Below are 16,878 nucleotides of genomic sequence, written 5' to 3'. Positions count from 1 at the left end.
CCTTGCTGTGAGCTAGCGCTTCCTGCGGCGGCGCAGCAGCACGATCGCCGCACCCACCACCAGCACCGCGCCCACCCCGATCAGCACCGGCGCCAGGTTCGGCTGTTCTTCGTCCCACAACCCGTCGGGATCCTGGCCCAGCTGGACCGGCTTCTGACGCACCCCCAGCGCGTCGCCCACCGAGGCCACGAACGCGTTGGCACGCTCCTTGACGCTCTCCACGCTCCGCTCGGCGACCCGCTTGGGGCTCACCCGATCGGCGATGGCGTCGACGGTGTGCGCCAGCTCGGCCCGGGTCTTGGCGATCCGCGCCTCCAGCTCATCGGGGTCGGTCGTCTCGGCCATGACTCTCCTCTCGCCCAGGGTGATCAGTCTGTCAGCTCGTCACGGGTAGGTTAACCACATGACCGACACCAGACTCGAACCGGGTGACGCCGCGCCCGAATTCACGCTGACGGCCGCCGACGGCAGCAGCGTCAGCCTCGCCGACTACCGGGGCAAGCGGGTCATCCTCTACTTCTACCCCGCGGCGATGACGCCCGGCTGCACCAAGCAGGCCTGCGACTTCCGCGACAACCTGGCCCAGCTCACCTCTGAGGGCTTCGTCGTGCTCGGCGTGTCGAAGGACGCTCCCGCCAAGCTCGCCAAGTTCGTCGAGCGCGACGCGCTGACCTTCCCGCTGCTGTCGGACACCTCGCTGGAGGTGCACAAGGCCTACGGGGCGTTCGGGCTGAAGAAGCTGTACGGCAAGGAGATCGAGGGGGTGCTCCGCTCGACCTTCGTGCTCGACGGCGACGGCAAGGTGGAGCTGGCCCTCTACAACGTGAAGGCGACGGGGCACGTGGCGTCGCTGAAGAAGAAAATCGGCCTCGGATAGGGCGCTAAGCTAGCAACACCCGTAGCGGTGTAGCGGGCGTGGCGGAATGGCAGACGCGCCAGATTTAGGTTCTGGTGGTGAAAACCGTGGGGGTTCAAGTCCCCCCGCCCGCACTCCTGGGGTCACTCGACCGGCAGCGATTCCAGTCGGCCGCCGTCCTTGAACGGATTGATCGGCCCGCTGCACGGCACGCCGTTCGCGTAACACTCCACCGGCCCGTGCCACCGCACACTCGGATGCTCACGGTCGCCGCGGTCGTCGAGTGCCGCGACGAGCGAGCCGCCGAGCAGCACCCCCAGCACCAGCCCGGCCACGCCCGCGCCGATCAGCTGGAAGTCGCGCCGCCGTAAGACGCTGCGAGGCGCGGCGGGTTCAGGCTGGTCGTCGACGTGGTCCAAGGGCGCCTCCGGCGGTAACTCGCCGTAGGTCAGCCGCTCCGTGGAAGGAGCCGGGCCGCGCGGCGCTTCCTCTTCGCCGCGCGGCCCAACATTGCGATCATGATCTGCCGTCACGATCTTCCCCTTACTCACTCCCCTTGAGAGGAGCATGCCGGACGAGGGGTAAAACTCGCGTAAGACCGCAGTCGTACCGCATTCTCCGCCTGAAGGCGGACCCGACCACCCTCGCGGCTCCATATCGTGAAGAGGTGTTCGGCAGGGTACGCGCGTGGTCGAAGCGGCACAGCAGGGTGATCGATGCCATCAAGCTGTCGCCGCTGCTCTTCATATGCCTGATGTATCTGGAGTCGTACACGGCGATGCAGGGCTTCGCCCCGCAGCCGGGCACCTACGTCGGCGCGATCGGCTACCTGGCCCTCACGGCGGCGCTCATCACCCCGCTGGTCTGGCGGCGCGACCGCTACCGGCTCGTGTTCACGATCGTCTCGCTGCTCTGCTTCGCCCAGTGGCTGGCCCAGGTCCCGATCCTGCCCGCGAACTTCGCGGTCATCGTGGCGCTCTACTCCATGGCCCTGCGCGACACCTTCCGCTGGGCTCTGGCGGCGATGCTGGTGGCGGAGCTCGGGGTGTTCCTGGGGTTGTCGCAGTGGGACCGGGTCACCTTCAGCCAGTTCTTCAGCTTCTCGATCCTCGTGGTCACGGTGTGGCTGGCCGGGCTGTACTCCAGCACCCGCCGCCGCTACGTGGAGGGCCTGGAGGAGCGGGCCGAGCGGGCCGAACGGGAGCGCGACCAGCAGGCCAAGATAGCCGCGACGGCCGAGCGCACCCGCATCGCCCGCGAGCTGCACGACGTCGTGGCGCACAACGTCAGCGTGATCGTGGTCCAGGCCGACGGCGCCGCCTACGCGCTCGACCGCGACCCCGAGCTGGCCCGCCGTGCCGTACAGACCATCTCGAAGACCGGGCGCGACGCGCTGGCGGAGATGCGCCGGCTGGTGGGCGTGCTGCGCCAGGACGAGACGGCCACCGACTACCTGCCGCAGCCGGGCCTGGCCCAGCTCACCGACCTGGTCAAGGGTGCCGGGCTGCCGGTGGAGCTGCGGGTCGCGGGCACGCCGCGCGGCCTGCCGGAGGGCGAGCAGTTGACGATCTACCGCATCGTCCAGGAGGCGCTCACCAACGCGCTCAAGCACGGCGGTCCGGGAGTCAGGGCGCTGGTCGAGCTCGACTACCGGGGACCGGAGGTGATCGTGAAGGTCACCGACGACGGCCGCGGGGCGGGGGCGCCCGCCGGGGGCGGCGGCCACGGCCTGGTCGGCATGCGGGAGCGGGCCTCCATGTACGGCGGGGCGGTCACGGCCAGGCCGCGGCCGGGCGGAGGCTTCGAGGTGTGCGCCCGCCTCCCGATGACGGAGGCGGCATGATCAGGGTGATGCTGGTCGACGACCAGGCGTTGCTGCGCATGGGTTTCTCCATGGTGCTGGCCGCCCAGCCCGACATCGAGGTGGTGGCCGAGGCCGGAGACGGTCAGGAGGCGCTCGACCTGCTGCGGAGCGTCGAGGTCGACGTGGTGCTGATGGACGTGCGCATGCCCCGCATGGACGGGGTGGCCGCGACGGCCAGGATCACCGGCCCGAAGGTGCTCATCCTGACCACCTTCGACCTCGATGAGTACGCCTACGCGGCGGTCCGCGCCGGGGCCTCCGGTTTCCTGCTCAAGGACGTGCCGCCGGACGACCTGGTCAGCGCGATCCGCACCGTGCACGCCGGTGACGCGGTGGTCGCGCCGAGCACGCTGCGGCGCATGCTGACCGAGTTCGCCGCGCACTCTCCCGAGCCCGTGAAGGTCACCGAGGAGCTGACGGCCCGCGAGCACGAGGTGCTGCTGGAGGTGGCGCGCGGCCAGTCGAACCAGGAGATCGCGGCGATCCTGCACGTGGCGGAGGCGACGGTCAAGACGCACCTGGGCCGCATCCTGGCCAAGCTCGGCCTGCGCGACCGCGCCCAGGTCGTGGTGTACGCCTACGAGCACGGCCTGGTCACGCCTCGGCCGAAAGGCTGATCCGGGTAATCGCCAGGCGCACGCCAAGTCCCTCCTGCGGTCCCATGGTTACGGCAAAATGCGCTTCTACCTTGGGTCACATGACGAACGTGAGCACGACAGCAGTGACCGCGAAGGGGCTGTCCAAGGTGTACGGCAGGGGCGATGCCGAGGTGCACGCCCTGCGCGAGGTGAACGTGGCCTTCGACACGGGCGCCTTCACCGCCATCATGGGCCCGTCGGGTTCCGGCAAGTCCACGCTGATGCACTGCCTGGCCGGGCTCGACACGGTCACCGCCGGTACGGTCCACATCGGTGACGTGGAGCTGACAGGGCTGAGCGACAAGCAGCTCACCCTGCTGCGCCGCGACCGCATCGGCTTCATCTTCCAGGCGTTCAACCTGCTGCCGACGCTGAACGCCGAGCAGAACATCCGCCTCCCGCTCGACATCTCCGGGCGCCAGCCCGACCAGCTGCTGTTCGACAGGGTCGTGGAGACGGTGGGGCTGAAGGACCGCCTCAGCCACCGCCCGTCGGAGCTCTCGGGTGGCCAGCAGCAGCGCGTGGCCGTGGCCCGCGCGCTCATCAGCAAGCCGCAGGTGATCTTCGCCGACGAGCCGACCGGCAACCTGGACTCGCGTAGCGGCGCCGAGGTGCTGTCGTTCCTGCGCACCAGCGTGCGCGAGCTGAGCCAGACCATCGTCATGGTCACCCACGACCCGCTGGCCGCCTCCTACGCCGACCGCGTGGTGTTCCTGCGCGACGGCTCGCTGGTCACCGAGATCTTCCGGCCGACGCCGCAGAGCGTGCTCGACACGCTGATGAAGCTGGAGGCGTGAGGTGCTGAAGACGACCATGGCCGGGTTGCGGGCGCACAAGCTGCGCCTCATGCTCACCGCTCTGGCCATCGCGCTGGGCGTCGGCTTCATCGCGGGCACGTTCGTGCTGACCGACACCCTGGAGGCCGGGTTCAAGCAGGGGGTGACCGCTTCCGCCGAGAAGATCACCGTCGCCGTGATCGCCGGGCCGGACAAGCGGCTCACCGCCGCCGACCTGCAGCGGGTCAAGGAGACCGACGGCGTCGCCGACGCGCAGGGCCTGGCCGGCGGTGAGGCTCTGCTGCTCGGCAAGGACGGCAGGGCCGTCGGCGACTATCCCGCCCAGGCCCTGTCGGTCTCCACTGGTGATCTGAACCGCACCACCCTGGTCTCCGGCGCGCTGCCCGCGACCGGCGACCAGGCCATCGTCGACGAGAACACCGCGCGGGCCCAGGGCTTCAAGGTCGGCGACACCATCACCGTCCTGGACGCCAAGCAGGCCAAGCACGACTTCACCGTGGTCGGGATCTTCGATCCCGGCATCGACCAGGCGGTCACCGCCTTCGGCGGCGTCGGCTACACCCTGGAGACCGTCCAGAAGCTGACGGGCGTGAAGGGCTTCCACGAGATCGACGTCAAGGGCGCCGACGCGGCGGTGCTCAAGCAGCGCATCGAGAGCCAGGGCTACACGGTGCAGACCAGCGCCGAGCTGGCCGACAAGCTGGCCAAGAGCGCGGGCATGGGCACCGAGCAGATCGGCATGGCCCTGCTGCTGTTCGGCCTGGTCGCGATGATGGTGGCCGCCCTGGTCATCTACAACACCTTCAACATCCTCATCGCCCAGCGCACCCGCGAGCTGGCGCTGCTGCGCTGCGTCGGCGCGACGCGCGGCCAGGTCTTCGGCTCGATCCTGCTGGAGTCGGTCGTGGTCGGCCTGCTGTCCTCGCTGATGGGACTGGCCGTCGGGTACGGCCTCGGCGGCGGCGCTCTGGCCGTGCTCGACGCCTTCGACGCGCCCCTGCCCACCGGTGCGGCGGCGTCGCTGCAGCCGGCCACCATCGTGATCTGCCTGGTCCTCGGCCTGGTCGTCACGGTCGGCGCCGCGTTGCTGCCGGCGCGCACGGCCACCCGGGTGGCGCCGATCGCGGCGCTGCGCAGCCAGGTGGAGGAGCAGACCTTCAGGGCGGGCCTGCTGCGCACGCTCTCGGGCGGGCTGCTCCTGCTGGCCGGGCTGGGCCTGGCCGGATACGCGCTGACGATGAAGGTCGGCGAGGTGCCCACGCTCGTGGTCGCCATGACCGGCAGCTCGCTGATCTTCCTGGCGATCCTGGTGCTCGGCCCGATCCTGGTCAGGCCGCTGTCCGCGCTGGTCGGCTGGATCCCGCGCACCCTGTTCGGCGTGCCCGGCCGGCTGGCGGTCGACAACTCCTCGCGCAACCCGCGCCGCGCGGCGACCACGACCATCGCGCTGACCATCGGCGTGACGCTGATGACGCTCATCTCGGTGATCACGGCGTCGTCCCGCGCGTCCATCGGGGCCGAGCTGGACCAGCAGTTCCCCGTCGACTACATGATGGAGTCGCGCTCCGGCGAGGGCGGGATCCCGCGCAGCGTGGCCGCGGCCCTGCGGGAGACGCCCGAGCTGGCCGACGTCATCGAGATCCGTTCCGCCGAGGCGGGCAAGCGCATGGTGGGCGCCTTCGAGGGCCCTCTGCCATTCACCGTCGAGTCCGGCTCGATGAAGGAGCTGGCCCCCGGCACCGCGGCGATCGCCGCCTACCTCGCCAAGGACGAGGGGCTCAAGGTCGGCGACAAGCTCGAGATCACCACGAAGCGGTCAGGCGAGGTCGCGCTGGAGGTGGTCGCGGTGATGGGCGACGGCACGCCGCTGCCCGGCATCGTGGTCGGGGCGGGCGCCTTCGACGACTACTTCGGCAAGGTCGGCGACTCGATGCTCGCCGCGAACGTCAAGGCCGGGGTCGACCCCGACCAGGCGCGCAAGGCTCTCGACAACGCGCTGGAAGCCCATCCGGCGGTCCTCGTGCAGAGCACCACCGACATGCGCGGCGAGTTCGAGGACTCGCTCGACATGGCCCTGATGATCATCACCGCGCTGCTCGGCCTGGCCGTGCTCATCTCGCTGGTCGGCATCGCCAACACGCTGTCGCTCTCGGTCCACGAGCGCACCAGGGAATCGGCGCTGCTGCGGGCGCTCGGCCTCACCAGGCCGCAGCTGCGCGGAATGCTCTCGGTCGAGTCCCTGGTCCTCGGGCTCGTGGGCGCGCTGATCGGCGTCGGGCTCGGCACGGCATTCGGCTGGCTCGCGGTGCGGTCGTTGCTCGACAACGTCTCGTTCGTCCTGCCGTACACGCAGGTCGGGCTGCTGATCGTGGTCGCGGGCGTGGCCGGGGTGATCGCCTCGCTGCTGCCCGCACGGCGCGCGGCCCGCGCCTCGGTGGTGGGCGCGCTGGCCTCGGGCTGAGCCCGCGGCTAGCGCAGGGTCGGTCCCGGCCAGTGTTCGGCCACCGTCTCGGGTTCGAGCAGCGGCCGGATCGACACCTCGCCCGTCGTGCGGTCGATCACGATGCACCCGGCGCCGATCGTCTCGGGCAGGGCGCCGGGATCGCCGTCGTCGCGGGTCCAGGCCACGTATCCGCCGTCGAAGGCGTGCAGCCCGACCGGCAGGGCCTCGTCCCGCACGCCGTTGAAGTACTCCTCGGCCAGCGCCCTGGCCTGCTCCAGCCTCATCCGGCCCGCCCCCGCCGGTCGAGCACCGCGCAGAACAGCCCGGCCGCCGACGGGTAGCAGGGTTCCACGGCTGGCAGGCCGCGCTGCGCGTCGATCCAGATCACCTCGCCGCGGTGGTTGACGGCGTTCCAGGCATGCGAGCCGCCCGTCGACCACCGCCCGACCAGGACGGCCGAGGCCCCGTGTCCGGCCTCCGTCAGGCGGCGGGAGATCGACGGGTAGGCCTGCCGCCCCGGCCCTTCCGGGACCAGCGGCTGGCCGAGCCAGGCCTGCATGCGCGAGGCCGCGCCCGTCTCGCCGGTGAGCAGCGGCCTGCCCACCCGGTCGTACTCCGGCTGTCGCGGCGCGGCCACCGCGGGCTCGCCGTGCCAGGTGGAGATCACCGCCAGGGCGCAGTCGGCGGCGTTGCCCGCGCGGAACGGGTCGCCCGCCGGTCCCTCGGCGTTGATCAGCCGCACCCACGTGCTGCGCGGGTCGGCGAAGCGGGTGCCGGCCGGGAGCGCGCGGGCCAGGTCCTGCTCGGCCTGCGGGTCGGGCCTGGCCAGGCCGCCAGGGGTCCCGTACGGCCGGCAGCCGGACAACGCCGGAGGCCGGTCGTCACGATCGAACCAGTCGACCTGGCCGGGTTCCGGCGCGCTTGGCCGTCCATCCTGCTCCCCCGCGGCGGCCAGCTCGTAGTCGAGCCAGCGCACCCCGTCGGCGACCACCGGGTTGTAGGCGCCCTCGGCGGGCGTGCGGTCGCGAAACACGCCCCCGATGCTAGGGGCGGCAACCGCCACGCGCCCGGGGACTTGGCGCAGTCGTGAGGGATTCCCACCTGCCCTACCAGGATCAATCCACGGAAACCGTGACGGTGTGCCAGCCGGTCGCGCCGTCGGGAGCGGGCGAGGCACGCTGCTCGGTCTGGGTGTAGCCGGTGCTGTCGGTGGCGCGCACCTCGATGGTGTGCTCGCCCGCCGTGGCGTCCCAGTCGATCGACCACTGCCGCCAGGTGTCGGGCCCCGGCACCTCGGCCAGCCGCGCCTGGCGCCACGGTCCGCCGTCGACCCTGACCTCCACCGCGTCGACGCCCTTGTGCTGCGCCCAGGCCACCCCGGCGACGGTGGTGCGGCCGGGGGCGAGGTTCGCCCGGTTCCTGGGCAGGTCGATCCGCGACTGGGTCTTGATCGGCCCCTTCTCCGACCACCCGCGGGTCGACCAGTAGGCCTTGTCGGCGTCGAACCTCGTCACCTTGAGGTCCACCACCCACTTGGTGGCCGACACGTAGCCGTACAGCCCTGGCACGACCTGCCTGACCGGGAATCCGTGGGCGACCGGAAGCGCCTGGCCGTTCATGGCCACGGCGAACAGGGCGTCGCGGCCGTCGGTGACCACGTCGAGCGGGGTTCCGCAGGTCCAGCCGTCGTGGGAGGTCGACAGCAGCATGTCGGCGCCCTTCTGCACGCCGACCTCCTTGAGGATGTCGGCCATCGGCACCCCGAGCCACCGGGCGTTGCCCGCGTAGGGCCCGCCCACCTCGTTCGAGACGCAGGTGAGCGTGACGTCGGCCTCGGTGAGCGGGCGCTTGAGCAGGTCGTCGTAGGTGAGCTCGACCGGGCGGTCGACGAGCCCGTGGATGCGCAGCCGCCACTGGGCGGGTTCGATGCGCGGCAGCAGCAGGGCGGTGTCGACGCGGTAGAAGTCGGCGGTGGGAGTGACGAAGGGCGACAGCCCCGGCAGCTTGAGGTCGGCGCCCGCCGGGAGCGCCGGAGCGGGGCTGGCCGCCCGTGGCAGCGGGATCGCCTGCCTGGCCTGCTCCACCTGCGAGCCGCCCGACCAGGCGCGGCCCAGGGCGGTGCCGGCGCCGGCCACCAGCGTGCCGCCGACCGCACCGGTCAGGAACCTGCGCCTGTCGAAGACGCCCTGGTCGGTCGGGCTGGACAGGGCAGGCTCGCCGGGTGGGGACGCGCGTCGCAGGAGCCAGCCGAGTGCCCAGGTCGAGGCGAGGATGCCCACCACAGCGGGAAGCACGTCGAAGGGCCCGGCGGAGGGGCGGGTGAGCACCGCCCAGGCTCCCACGGCGCCGAGCGCGGCGAATCCGGCCCTGCCGTACCCGAGCCTGGTCCGCGACAGGACGCCGAGCGCCGCGGCGGCCAGGGCGAGGACGACGAAGACGCCGGCGACCAGGACGGTCTTGTCGTTTTCGCCGAAGGTCCTGATCGCCCAGTCCTTCAGCCACGCGGGCGACAGGTCGACGACGGCGTCGCCGACCGCCACCACGGGGAAGGAGGCCGGGTTGACGAATCCGGCCAGCACCTGGGCCGCGCCCAGGCCGACCGCCCCGGCGACGAGGCCCGTCACGGCGCCCGCCCAGGCGGGGACGGCAGAAGTGTCGTTCACATTCAGAAACTACGCCCGAGAGGCCCGCCCGGATCTTACGACGCGGTTACGTCAGGACTTCGCGCACCACGGGGACCAGCGCGCGGAAGGCGAGGCCCCGGTGGCTGATGGCGTCTTTCTCCGCCGCCGTCAGCTCGGCGGTGGTGCGCTCGGAGCCCTCGGGCACGAAGATCGGGTCGTAGCCGAAGCCGCCCGTTCCGCGCGGCCCGGAGATGACCGTGCCGCGCAGCACGCCCTCGACCACGCGCTCCTGGCCGTCGGGCAGCGCGAGCGCGGCCGCGCAGACGAAGGCGCCGCCGCGGTGCTCGGCGGGGACGTCGGAGATCTGCGCCAGCAGCAGGTCGAGGTTGGCCTGGTCGTCGCCGTGGCGGCCGGACCAGCGGGCCGAGAAGATGCCCGGCATGCCGTTGAGCGCGTCGACGCAGAGGCCGGAGTCGTCGGCGACGGCCGGCAGGCCCGACTGCTGGGCGACGGCGTGCGCCTTGAGCAGGGCGTTCTCGGCGAAGGTGAGCCCGGTCTCCTTGACGTCGCCGATCTCGGGGAAGGCTTCCAGCCCCACGATGTCGAAGTCGAGGATGCGCCGGAGCTCGGCGATCTTGCCGGCGTTGCGGGTAGCGAGCACGATCCTCATGGGCGCAGCGCCTCCTGCTGCAGCTCGGCCAGCTGGGAGCAGCCGGAGACGGCCAGGTCGAGCAGCTGGTCGAGGGTGCCGCGGTCGAACGGCGCGCCCTCGGCGGTGCCCTGCACCTCGACGAAGGCACCGGAGCCGGTCATGACCACGTTCATATCGGTGTGGGCGGAGACGTCCTCGGTGTAGCACAGGTCGAGCATCGGCACCCCGCCGATGACGCCGACCGAGACCGCCGAGACCGAGCCGACCAGCGGGTCGCCCGGGCACATCTTGCGCTTGCGCATCCACGCGACCGCGTCGGCCAGCGCGACGTAGGCGCCGGTGATGGCGGCGGTGCGGGTGCCGCCGTCGGCCTGGAGCACGTCGCAGTCGAGCACGATGGAGTTCTCGCCCAGGGCCTTGAGGTCGAGGCAGGGCCGCAGGGAACGGCCGATCAGCCGGGAGATCTCATGGGTGCGCCCGCCGATGCGGCCCTTGACCGACTCGCGGTCGTTGCGGGTGTTGGTGGCACGCGGCAGCATCGAGTATTCGGCCGTCACCCAGCCGAGCCCGCTGCCCTTGCGCCAGCGCGGGACGCTGTCCTGAACCGAGGCCGCGCAGAGCACCTTGGTGTCACCGAACTCCACCAGCACCGAGCCCTCGGCGTGCGCCAGCCAGTCACGGGTGATCGTGACGGGGCGGAGTTGATCGGGCGTGCGCCCATCCGTTCGAGACATGCTGATCAGCCTAGTCCCCTGACAGATCGCACTTGACCCGTTGCCTACGAACAGGGATCCTTACGCAATGACAACGGGGGTGTTGCGGAACCCCGATTTCCGCCTCTTCCTTACCTCCCACATATTGAACGAGACGGGAGCCAACGTGGCGAGGGTGGCCCTGCCGCTCGTCGCCGTGTTGTCATTGAACGCCTCCCCTCTCGAAGTGGGACTCTTAGCCGCCGCGCAGAGCGTGGCCACCCTGGTGCTCGGGCTGCCTTCCGGCGTCTGGGTCGACCGGTGGCGCCGCCGCCGCGTCATGGTGGTCAGCGACGCGTCGCGGTTCGTGTTGCTGTCGGCGATCCCGCTGCTGTGGTCGCTCGGTCTGCTCAATATGACGATCATGTACGGCATCGCGTTGCTGCTGGGGTGCGCCCAGGTCTTCAACGACGTAGCCGACCAGACCTATCTCCCCGACCTCGTGGCCAAGGAATCCTTGCCCGACGGCAACTCCAAGCTCCAGATGGTGCGCAGCGCCGGCTTCGGCATCGGCCCCACCATCGGCGGCGCGATCGTCCAGGCCGTCGGCGCCCCGCTGACCATGATGGCGATGGCGATCTCGGCGCTCGGCTCGGCGATCAGCCTGTCCCTCATCAAGTCGCCCGACCCGCGCCCCGAGCCCCACGAGAGCCGCGGCCTGGTCAAGGACGTGGGCGAGGGCCTGACCTTCCTGATGCGCGAGCCGGTGATGCGCATCAACATCCTCGTCAGCGCGGCCACCACGCTGTGCGTCAGCGGCGTGCTCGCCCTGGGCGTCATCTTCCTGGCCGACACCGTCGACCTCGCACCCGGCGTGATCGGCCTGGTGCTCGTCGGCGGCGGCATCGGCGGCGTGGTGTCGGGCCTGCTCGGCAAGCGGCTGGTCGACCGCTACGGCACCGCGCGCATCACGTGGATCCCGCTGATCGTCACCTCGCCCTTCGCCCTGCTGCTGCCGATGACCGAGGCCGACTGGCGGATCAGCTTCTACATCATCACGTCGGCGATGATCACCTTCGGCATGACGCTGTTCTCGATCGGCGCGCTGACCTACCGGCAGAACGTCACCCCGTCGCACCTGCTGGGCCGCGTCAACGCCGCCAGCCAGTTCATCACCTGGGGCATGGTCCCGCTGGGCGGGCTGCTCGGCGGCGTGCTCGCCACGCACCTGACCGTGCGTGGCGCGTTGTGGGTGCTGATGACCGGCAAGGTGCTGGCCGCGGTGCCGATCCTGTGGTCGCCGCTGGTGCACGTGCGCGACTTCGACCAGATCCAGGCCGGCTCCTGAGGCTCAGGCCAGCTCGTACACCGCTCCGCTCCTGGCCAGCTCGATCGGGCCGTCGTAGCCTCCGTGCGCGGCGTCGTCGAGCACCCTCGCCGTGTCGTGCCAGGGCACCAGGTGGGTGAGGACCAGCCTGCCCGCCCCGGCCTTGGCGGCGTGCTCGGCCGCCTGCCTGCCCGACAGGTGCAGGTCGGTGGGCAGGTCGGGCTGGTCGAGGAAGGACGCCTCGCACAACATGAGGTCGACCCCGTCGGCCAGCCGTACGAGCTCGTCGCTCTGGCCGGTGTCGCCCGAGTAGGCGATGGAGCGACCGCCGTGCGCGACGCGGAAGCCGTACGCCTCGACCGGGTGGTTGACCAGGCCGGCGGTGACGGTGAACGGGCCGACCTCGAACGTGCCCGGCGCCAGCGCGCGGAAGTCGAAGGCGGTCTCCAGGGCGGGCTCGTCGGGCATGCCGTACGCGTCGGCCAGGCGGCGCGGGGCGTCGGCGGGCGCGTACACGGGCACGCGGGGGTAGGGCGCGGCCGGGCCGTACGTCCTGACCACGTGGTATCCGCACAGGTCGAGGCAGTGATCGGCATGGAGATGAGACAGGCAGATGGCGTCCACGTCGTAGAGGCCGATATGGCGCTGGAGTGCTCCGAGCGCGCCGCTGCCGAAGTCGAGCAGCATCCGGAATCCCTCGGCTTCGAGGAGATAGCAGGATGCCGGGCTGTCGGGGCCGGGGAAGCTGCCCGAGCAGCCGACGATGGTTACCTTCATCGAATCCTCCCGTTAGGAGTACTTCCCCCCACAGGAGCGAATTCGACCGCGACGATCTCCGGGCCCAGGAATCGTCGCCCTAGCTGGGCGAAGAGGTCGGAATCGCCGGTGGCGCGGAAACGGTGCCGGGGGGTGGCGTCGCTTCCGGCCGCCAGGCCGCGATCATGCAGGATGCGGTAGACGTCCTTGGCCGTCTCGTCCGCGCTGGAGACCAGCGTGAGGCCGTCGCCGGCGACGTAGGAGATCGCGCCGGTGAGCAGCGGGTAGTGGGTGCAGCCGAGGATGAGCGTGTCGCACCCGGCGTCCCGGACGGGCGCCAGGTAGCCGCGCACGACGTCGATGAGCTCGTCGCTCATCGTCTCCCCGCGCTCGACGAACTCCACCAGGCGTGGGGCGGCCACGCCGGTGAGCTGGACGTCGGGGGCGGCGGCGAAGGCGTCGTCGTAGGCGAGCGACGCGATGGTGGCGCGGGTGGCGATGACGCCGACCCGTCCGTTCCTCGTCGCTCGTACGGCGCGCCGGGTGGCCGGCTGGATCACTTCGACGACGGGAACGTCGTACCGCTCTCGCGCGTCGCGCAGGACGGCTGCGCTGGCGCTGTTGCAGGCGATGACGAGCATCTTGACGCCCGACTCGACGAGGTGGTCCATCACCTCGAGCGCGTAGGCGCGCAGTTCGGCGATCCGCTTCGGGCCGTACGGCTGATGCGCCGTGTCGGCCACGTAGGTGATGGACTCGTGGGGCAGCTGATCGATGATCGCCCTGGCGACCGTCAGGCCGCCCACCCCGCTGTCGAAGACTCCGATGCTCGCATCTGGCACGACTCAGAGGGTAGGCGACCTTTCACCGCTGGTCAGCGTAAGAATGCTCACAACCACCGGGTGTCCCGGTGCGTATCGGGCGTTACTGTGGCACGCCGCCCACGGTTACGGGGTCAGCCCCTGCCGACCCTGGCGAGCTGGCGCGACTGGGCGACCAGCCTGCCCGCCGAGTCCCAGACCTCGACCTCCTCGTCGAACCAGCCGTCGGCGATCAGCCGTCCGCCGCCCAGCAGGGTCAGCCAGCCGGGGGCGGGCAGCGCGCGAAGGTGCCAGGTCAGGTCCACCGTCGGCGCCCAGCCGCGCAGCCCCGCCGAGAACACCACAGGGGGCAGGGCGTCGACCGCCAGGGCCAGGACGAACGGGTCGGGGTCCTGCGGCTCGGTCATGCGGAAGTGGGCGCGCGCCTCGGGCCGGCCGGTCGGCTCGCCCTTCAGCCAGCCGATCGTCGGCGGGTCGAAGCGCATCTCCATCTGGGCGTTGAGGGTCATGCCCGATTCCGGCTTGGGATCGGGCAGCCTGACGCAGTCGTCGGGCGGCGGCATCAGATGCTCGGGGCCGCCGGTGTAGACCACGTCCTGCTCGGCGGGCAGGGTCGCCGTGGTCACCAGGGCCTCCAGGTGGGCGACGTCGTCCTTCACCAGGGTGGCCCTGGTGAAGGCCGCCGTCCTTCCGGCCTTCAGCTGCTGCACGATCACGCGGGCGGGCCCCGGCGTGGGGGCCTTGAGGAACTGCGTGGTCGTGCTCACCGGATGCTCGTGCGGCGAGGCGTCCACCACGGCGCGCAGCAGCACGGCCATGAGATAACCGCCGTTCAGCGGACCACCGATGGAGTAGCCCGGGTCGAGACAGACGTCATAGGTGGTCTCGTCAACCCTGATGGCCTGCGTCGCCTCGTCGAACTTCGTCATGCACCCACTCCCGAATTATGTTCTAGTAAAGACATACTCTACGGCATCGGGTCATCCACCTGTCTACCTGGGGAAACGTGACAGAGTTCGGCACATGACGGGGGTTTCTGAGCTCATGGGGCAGTGCGTATGGGATCAGCACGGGGTGCTGGTCGGTCACATCGTGGACGTGCGCCTGGTCAAGAACAAGGAGGCCGCCACTCCCGCCCTGATGGGCCTGGTCGTCTCGACCAACCGCGCGCCCTGGCTGTACGGGCTCACGCGCGAACGCAACGGGTGGTTCTCGGACGTGCTGGCGAAGATCGTCTATGCGCGCAGCATCTTCGTGCCCTGGGAAAGCGTCAGTGAGTACGGGGAGGGCGAGGTGCACATCAAAGCGTCGAGAAAGGATCTTTCTCGCATATAGCGCTCTGCAAGCGCCTATAAAGCAACATCAGCTACCTTACATCTGGCCGAAAAGTCCAATTTGTGAGTTGAGTGATGTCTGCCAACACCCCCTCAGGCAACGGTCCGGAGTACGACCCCACCGTCGCTTACCGTTGGAACCAGGGGCAGGAGCCCGAGAACCCGCCCACGATGCCGCTTCAGAGCGGGCAGCAGCCCTATCCCCCGCAGCAGCCTGCTTACGGCCAGCCCTCGCAGTACGGGCAGCCGCCGCAGCAAGGGCAGGCTCCGCAGTATGGGCAGTCTTCGCAGTATGGACAGCAGCAGCCTTCTCATGGCCAGCAGCAGCCGTACGGCCAGGCCCCGCAGTACGGAGCCCAGCAGCCCCAGTACGGCCAGCAGGCCCCGCAGTACGGGCAGCAGGCGCAGTACGGCCAGCAGCAGGCCCCGCAGTTTGGCCAGCAGGCGCAGTACGGCCAGCAGGCGCAGTTTGGGCAGCCCTCCTCCGGCCAGGAGTCCCTCCAGTTCGGTGGCCCCGAGCCCGGCAAGAAGGGCCGCAAGGGCTGGATCGTGGCGATCGCCGCGGCGCTGGCCGTGGTGCTGCTCGGCGGTGGCGCCTGGGCGGTAGTGAGCGCGACCGGCCTGCTCGGCGGCGGCACCCAGCCCCACGACGTGCTGCCCGGCAACGCCATCGGCTACGTGCGCTTCGACATCAACCCCGACGCCGGGCAGAAGGCCGCCCTCCTGGCCCTGTCCCAGAAGTTCACCGTCACCAAGGGCAAGCTGTCCGGTGACGACCCTCGCAAGTCGCTCTTCGAGGCGATCCAGAAGGACAGCGAGGACCTCAAGGGCGTCAACTACGCCGCCGACGTCGAGCCCTGGCTCGGCGACCGGCTCGGCATCGCCGTCCTGCCCAGTGGCGGCGAGGAGCCCGGCGTGGCGGTGGCCGTCCAGGTGACCGACGAGACCGCGGCCAAGTCCGGCATCGCCAAGCTGGCCGGCAAGGACGCCAAGTTCGGCCTGGCCTTCCGTGACGGCTACGCGATCATCACCGACACCCAGGCCAACGCCGACAAGCACGCCACGGGGCCCACGCTGGCCGAGAACACCAACTTCAGCGACGACTTCGCCGCGCTCAACGGCGACGGGATCCTGTCCTTCTGGGCCGACTTCGGCAAGCTGATGGACCTGGCCAAGGCCGAGATCCCCGCCGAGCAGCAGCCGCTGGTCGACCAGATCAAGAACGCCCGCCTGGTCGGCGCGCTGCGCTTCGACAGCGCCTTCGCCGAGCTGACCGGCCTGATCCGCGGCTACAACGGCGGCGTCGAGGGCGACCTGGTCACGGCCGACCTGTCCAAGCTGCCCGCCAGCACCGCCGGCGCGATCTCCGTCTCCGGCCTGGACCAGATGGTCACCAAGTTCTGGTCCACCTACGAGAAGACCATCACCGCCGCCGACCCGACGGCGACCCAGATGATCGAGCAGTTCAAGCAGCAGGCCGGCATCCAGATCCCCGGCGACCTGGCCACCCTGCTCGGCAAGAACCTCACCGTCGCGGTCGACTCCGAAGGCCTCGACGGCGAGATGCCCAACGTCGGGCTCCGCCTGACCACCGACCCGGCCAAGGCGCAGGCGCTGCTGGACAAGATCCAGAAGCTGCTCACCGACTCCGGCCAGCAGGTGCCCCAGTTCGGCAAGGTCTCCGGCGACGGCGTGTTCACGGTGGCCACCACCGACGCCTACGCCAAGAAGCTCAACGAGGAGGGCACGCTGGGCGACAACGAGACCTTCACGACGGCGATCCCCGACTCGGGCAACGCCACGTACGCCATCTTCGTCGACCTCGACAAGATCGAGAAGTTCTACCTCGGCTCCCTGGAGGGCGACGACAAGGCCAACGCGGCGGCGCTCAGGGCGGTCGGCATCTCCAGCGCCCAGAACGGCGACACCACCACCTTCTCCCTGAGGGTGCTCTTCAACTAAAGGTCCTCCCGCGCAGCGGCCGTCCCCGGTTTCCGGGGGCGGCCGCTTCTCTGTGCGCGCACGTCAAGATGAGGAAATTTCTTGACCAGGGTTTATTACAGCTAGTTACTGA

At 70.4% G+C, this 16,878-nt stretch carries 18 protein-coding genes and 1 tRNA gene; 9 read left to right on the top strand and 10 right to left on the bottom strand.

The features are described 5' to 3' along the window. Positions 1 to 12: 12 nt before the first annotated feature. Entirely contained in the window at positions 13 to 345 is a 333-nt protein-coding gene (locus ACIBH1_RS19080; RefSeq protein ID WP_397315110.1) for a DUF3618 domain-containing protein, read from the bottom strand. Between the two features lie 58 nt (positions 346 to 403). Between ACIBH1_RS19080 and bcp the strand changes: the two genes are divergently transcribed. After that, positions 404 to 877, top strand: a complete 474-nt coding sequence (gene bcp / locus ACIBH1_RS19075; RefSeq protein WP_397315109.1) for a thioredoxin-dependent thiol peroxidase — start codon at positions 404 to 406, stop codon at positions 875 to 877. A gap of 32 nt (positions 878 to 909) precedes the next feature. After that, positions 910 to 990 (top strand) — tRNA-Leu (locus tag ACIBH1_RS19070). 9 nt (positions 991 to 999) lie between these two features. Here the strand turns inward: ACIBH1_RS19070 and ACIBH1_RS19065 are convergent. After that, entirely contained in the window at positions 1,000 to 1,389 is a 390-nt protein-coding gene (locus tag ACIBH1_RS19065; protein ID WP_397315108.1) for a hypothetical protein, read from the bottom strand. Between the two features lie 134 nt (positions 1,390 to 1,523). Here ACIBH1_RS19065 and ACIBH1_RS19060 point away from each other — a divergent pair, with 134 nt between their 5' ends. The 4 genes from ACIBH1_RS19060 to ACIBH1_RS19045 all read left to right on the top strand — a co-directional run bounded on the left by ACIBH1_RS19060 (position 1,524) and on the right by ACIBH1_RS19045 (position 6,616). Then, on the top strand, positions 1,524 to 2,699 hold the full coding sequence (locus tag ACIBH1_RS19060; RefSeq protein ID WP_397315107.1) for a sensor histidine kinase: 1,176 nt from the start codon (positions 1,524 to 1,526) through the stop codon (positions 2,697 to 2,699). Then, positions 2,696 to 3,337: a response regulator gene (locus ACIBH1_RS19055; RefSeq protein WP_397315106.1), complete on the top strand. Its 642-nt coding sequence runs from the start codon at positions 2,696 to 2,698 to the stop codon at positions 3,335 to 3,337. The genes ACIBH1_RS19060 and ACIBH1_RS19055 overlap by 4 nt, the downstream gene beginning before the upstream one ends. An 80-nt stretch (positions 3,338 to 3,417) precedes the next feature. Continuing rightward, positions 3,418 to 4,155, top strand: coding sequence for an ABC transporter ATP-binding protein (locus ACIBH1_RS19050; protein WP_397315105.1), 738 nt, complete (start codon positions 3,418 to 3,420; stop codon positions 4,153 to 4,155). Between the two features lies 1 nt (position 4,156). Further along, positions 4,157 to 6,616 (top strand): ABC transporter permease, encoded by a 2,460-nt coding sequence (locus ACIBH1_RS19045; protein WP_397315104.1) that lies wholly within the window; start codon positions 4,157 to 4,159, stop codon positions 6,614 to 6,616. Between the two features lie 8 nt (positions 6,617 to 6,624). On the opposite strand, the gene ACIBH1_RS19040 is transcribed toward ACIBH1_RS19045, so the two are convergent. From ACIBH1_RS19040 to rph, 5 genes are all read right to left on the bottom strand, one after another. After that, positions 6,625 to 6,882, bottom strand: coding sequence for a hypothetical protein (locus tag ACIBH1_RS19040; RefSeq protein ID WP_397315103.1), 258 nt, complete (start codon positions 6,880 to 6,882; stop codon positions 6,625 to 6,627). Beyond that, on the bottom strand, positions 6,879 to 7,631 hold the full coding sequence (locus tag ACIBH1_RS19035) for a toxin glutamine deamidase domain-containing protein (RefSeq protein ID WP_397315102.1): 753 nt from the start codon (positions 7,629 to 7,631) through the stop codon (positions 6,879 to 6,881). The genes ACIBH1_RS19040 and ACIBH1_RS19035 overlap by 4 nt, the downstream gene beginning before the upstream one ends. 82 nt (positions 7,632 to 7,713) lie before the next feature. After that, positions 7,714 to 9,261, bottom strand: coding sequence for a molybdopterin-dependent oxidoreductase (locus tag ACIBH1_RS19030; protein ID WP_397315101.1), 1,548 nt, complete (start codon positions 9,259 to 9,261; stop codon positions 7,714 to 7,716). A 46-nt stretch (positions 9,262 to 9,307) separates the two neighbouring features. Further along, positions 9,308 to 9,892 (bottom strand): RdgB/HAM1 family non-canonical purine NTP pyrophosphatase, encoded by a 585-nt coding sequence (rdgB, locus tag ACIBH1_RS19025; protein ID WP_397315100.1) that lies wholly within the window; start codon positions 9,890 to 9,892, stop codon positions 9,308 to 9,310. Further along, entirely contained in the window at positions 9,889 to 10,608 is a 720-nt protein-coding gene (gene rph, locus ACIBH1_RS19020; protein ID WP_397315099.1) for a ribonuclease PH, read from the bottom strand. The genes rdgB and rph overlap by 4 nt, the downstream gene beginning before the upstream one ends. 67 nt (positions 10,609 to 10,675) lie before the next feature. On the opposite strand from rph, the gene ACIBH1_RS19015 reads away from it, so the two are divergent. Further along, a complete protein-coding gene (locus ACIBH1_RS19015) occupies positions 10,676 to 11,914 on the top strand; it encodes an MFS transporter (RefSeq protein WP_397315098.1) in 1,239 nt (412 codons plus the stop codon). A 3-nt stretch (positions 11,915 to 11,917) separates the two neighbouring features. Here the strand turns inward: ACIBH1_RS19015 and ACIBH1_RS19010 are convergent, their stop codons facing one another. The 3 genes from ACIBH1_RS19010 to ACIBH1_RS19000 form a co-directional block, all read right to left on the bottom strand. Beyond that, entirely contained in the window at positions 11,918 to 12,670 is a 753-nt protein-coding gene (locus tag ACIBH1_RS19010) for an MBL fold metallo-hydrolase (RefSeq protein WP_397315097.1), read from the bottom strand. After that, on the bottom strand, positions 12,667 to 13,491 hold the full coding sequence (gene murI / locus ACIBH1_RS19005) for a glutamate racemase (protein ID WP_397315096.1): 825 nt from the start codon (positions 13,489 to 13,491) through the stop codon (positions 12,667 to 12,669). Before murI ends, ACIBH1_RS19010 begins: the two co-directional genes overlap by 4 nt. Positions 13,492 to 13,604: 113 nt before the next feature. Continuing rightward, positions 13,605 to 14,399: a thioesterase family protein gene (locus ACIBH1_RS19000; RefSeq protein ID WP_397315095.1), complete on the bottom strand. Its 795-nt coding sequence runs from the start codon at positions 14,397 to 14,399 to the stop codon at positions 13,605 to 13,607. Between the two features lie 94 nt (positions 14,400 to 14,493). On the opposite strand from ACIBH1_RS19000, the gene ACIBH1_RS18995 reads away from it, so the two are divergent. Then, the gene (locus ACIBH1_RS18995) at positions 14,494 to 14,805 is read left to right on the top strand and encodes a hypothetical protein (RefSeq protein ID WP_397315094.1); all 312 of its coding nucleotides are present in this window, start codon (positions 14,494 to 14,496) and stop codon (positions 14,803 to 14,805) included. A gap of 74 nt (positions 14,806 to 14,879) precedes the next feature. Beyond that, positions 14,880 to 16,766 carry a DUF3352 domain-containing protein gene (locus ACIBH1_RS18990; protein WP_397315093.1) on the top strand — a complete coding sequence of 629 codons (1,887 nt, stop codon included), beginning with the start codon at positions 14,880 to 14,882 and terminating at the stop codon, positions 16,764 to 16,766. Positions 16,767 to 16,878 lie beyond the last annotated feature (112 nt).

The organism is Nonomuraea sp. NPDC050663 (genome assembly GCF_044456985.1).
In the GTDB taxonomy this organism is placed as follows: domain Bacteria; phylum Actinomycetota; class Actinomycetes; order Streptosporangiales; family Streptosporangiaceae; genus Nonomuraea.
Note: the sequence above shows the minus strand (reverse complement) of the source record. Positions and strands in the feature narration are given on the sequence as shown.

Bases quoted from the DNA above. Each gene is read 5' to 3' on its own strand.
- ACIBH1_RS19080 (WP_397315110.1), bottom strand. From the start codon at position 345: ATGGCCGAGACGACCGACCCCGATGAGCTGGAGGCGCGGATCGCCAAG.
- bcp (WP_397315109.1), top strand. From the start codon at position 404: ATGACCGACACCAGACTCGAACCGGGTGACGCCGCGCCCGAATTCACG.
- ACIBH1_RS19055 (WP_397315106.1), top strand. From the start codon at position 2,696: ATGATCAGGGTGATGCTGGTCGACGACCAGGCGTTGCTGCGCATGGGT.
- ACIBH1_RS19050 (WP_397315105.1), top strand. From the start codon at position 3,418: ATGACGAACGTGAGCACGACAGCAGTGACCGCGAAGGGGCTGTCCAAG.
- ACIBH1_RS19040 (WP_397315103.1), bottom strand. From the start codon at position 6,882: ATGAGGCTGGAGCAGGCCAGGGCGCTGGCCGAGGAGTACTTCAACGGC.
- rdgB (WP_397315100.1), bottom strand. From the start codon at position 9,892: ATGAGGATCGTGCTCGCTACCCGCAACGCCGGCAAGATCGCCGAGCTC.
- rph (WP_397315099.1), bottom strand. From the start codon at position 10,608: ATGTCTCGAACGGATGGGCGCACGCCCGATCAACTCCGCCCCGTCACG.
- ACIBH1_RS19015 (WP_397315098.1), top strand. From the start codon at position 10,676: ATGACAACGGGGGTGTTGCGGAACCCCGATTTCCGCCTCTTCCTTACC.
- ACIBH1_RS19010 (WP_397315097.1), bottom strand. From the start codon at position 12,670: ATGAAGGTAACCATCGTCGGCTGCTCGGGCAGCTTCCCCGGCCCCGAC.
- ACIBH1_RS19000 (WP_397315095.1), bottom strand. From the start codon at position 14,399: ATGACGAAGTTCGACGAGGCGACGCAGGCCATCAGGGTTGACGAGACC.
- ACIBH1_RS18995 (WP_397315094.1), top strand. From the start codon at position 14,494: ATGACGGGGGTTTCTGAGCTCATGGGGCAGTGCGTATGGGATCAGCAC.
- ACIBH1_RS18990 (WP_397315093.1), top strand. From the start codon at position 14,880: ATGTCTGCCAACACCCCCTCAGGCAACGGTCCGGAGTACGACCCCACC.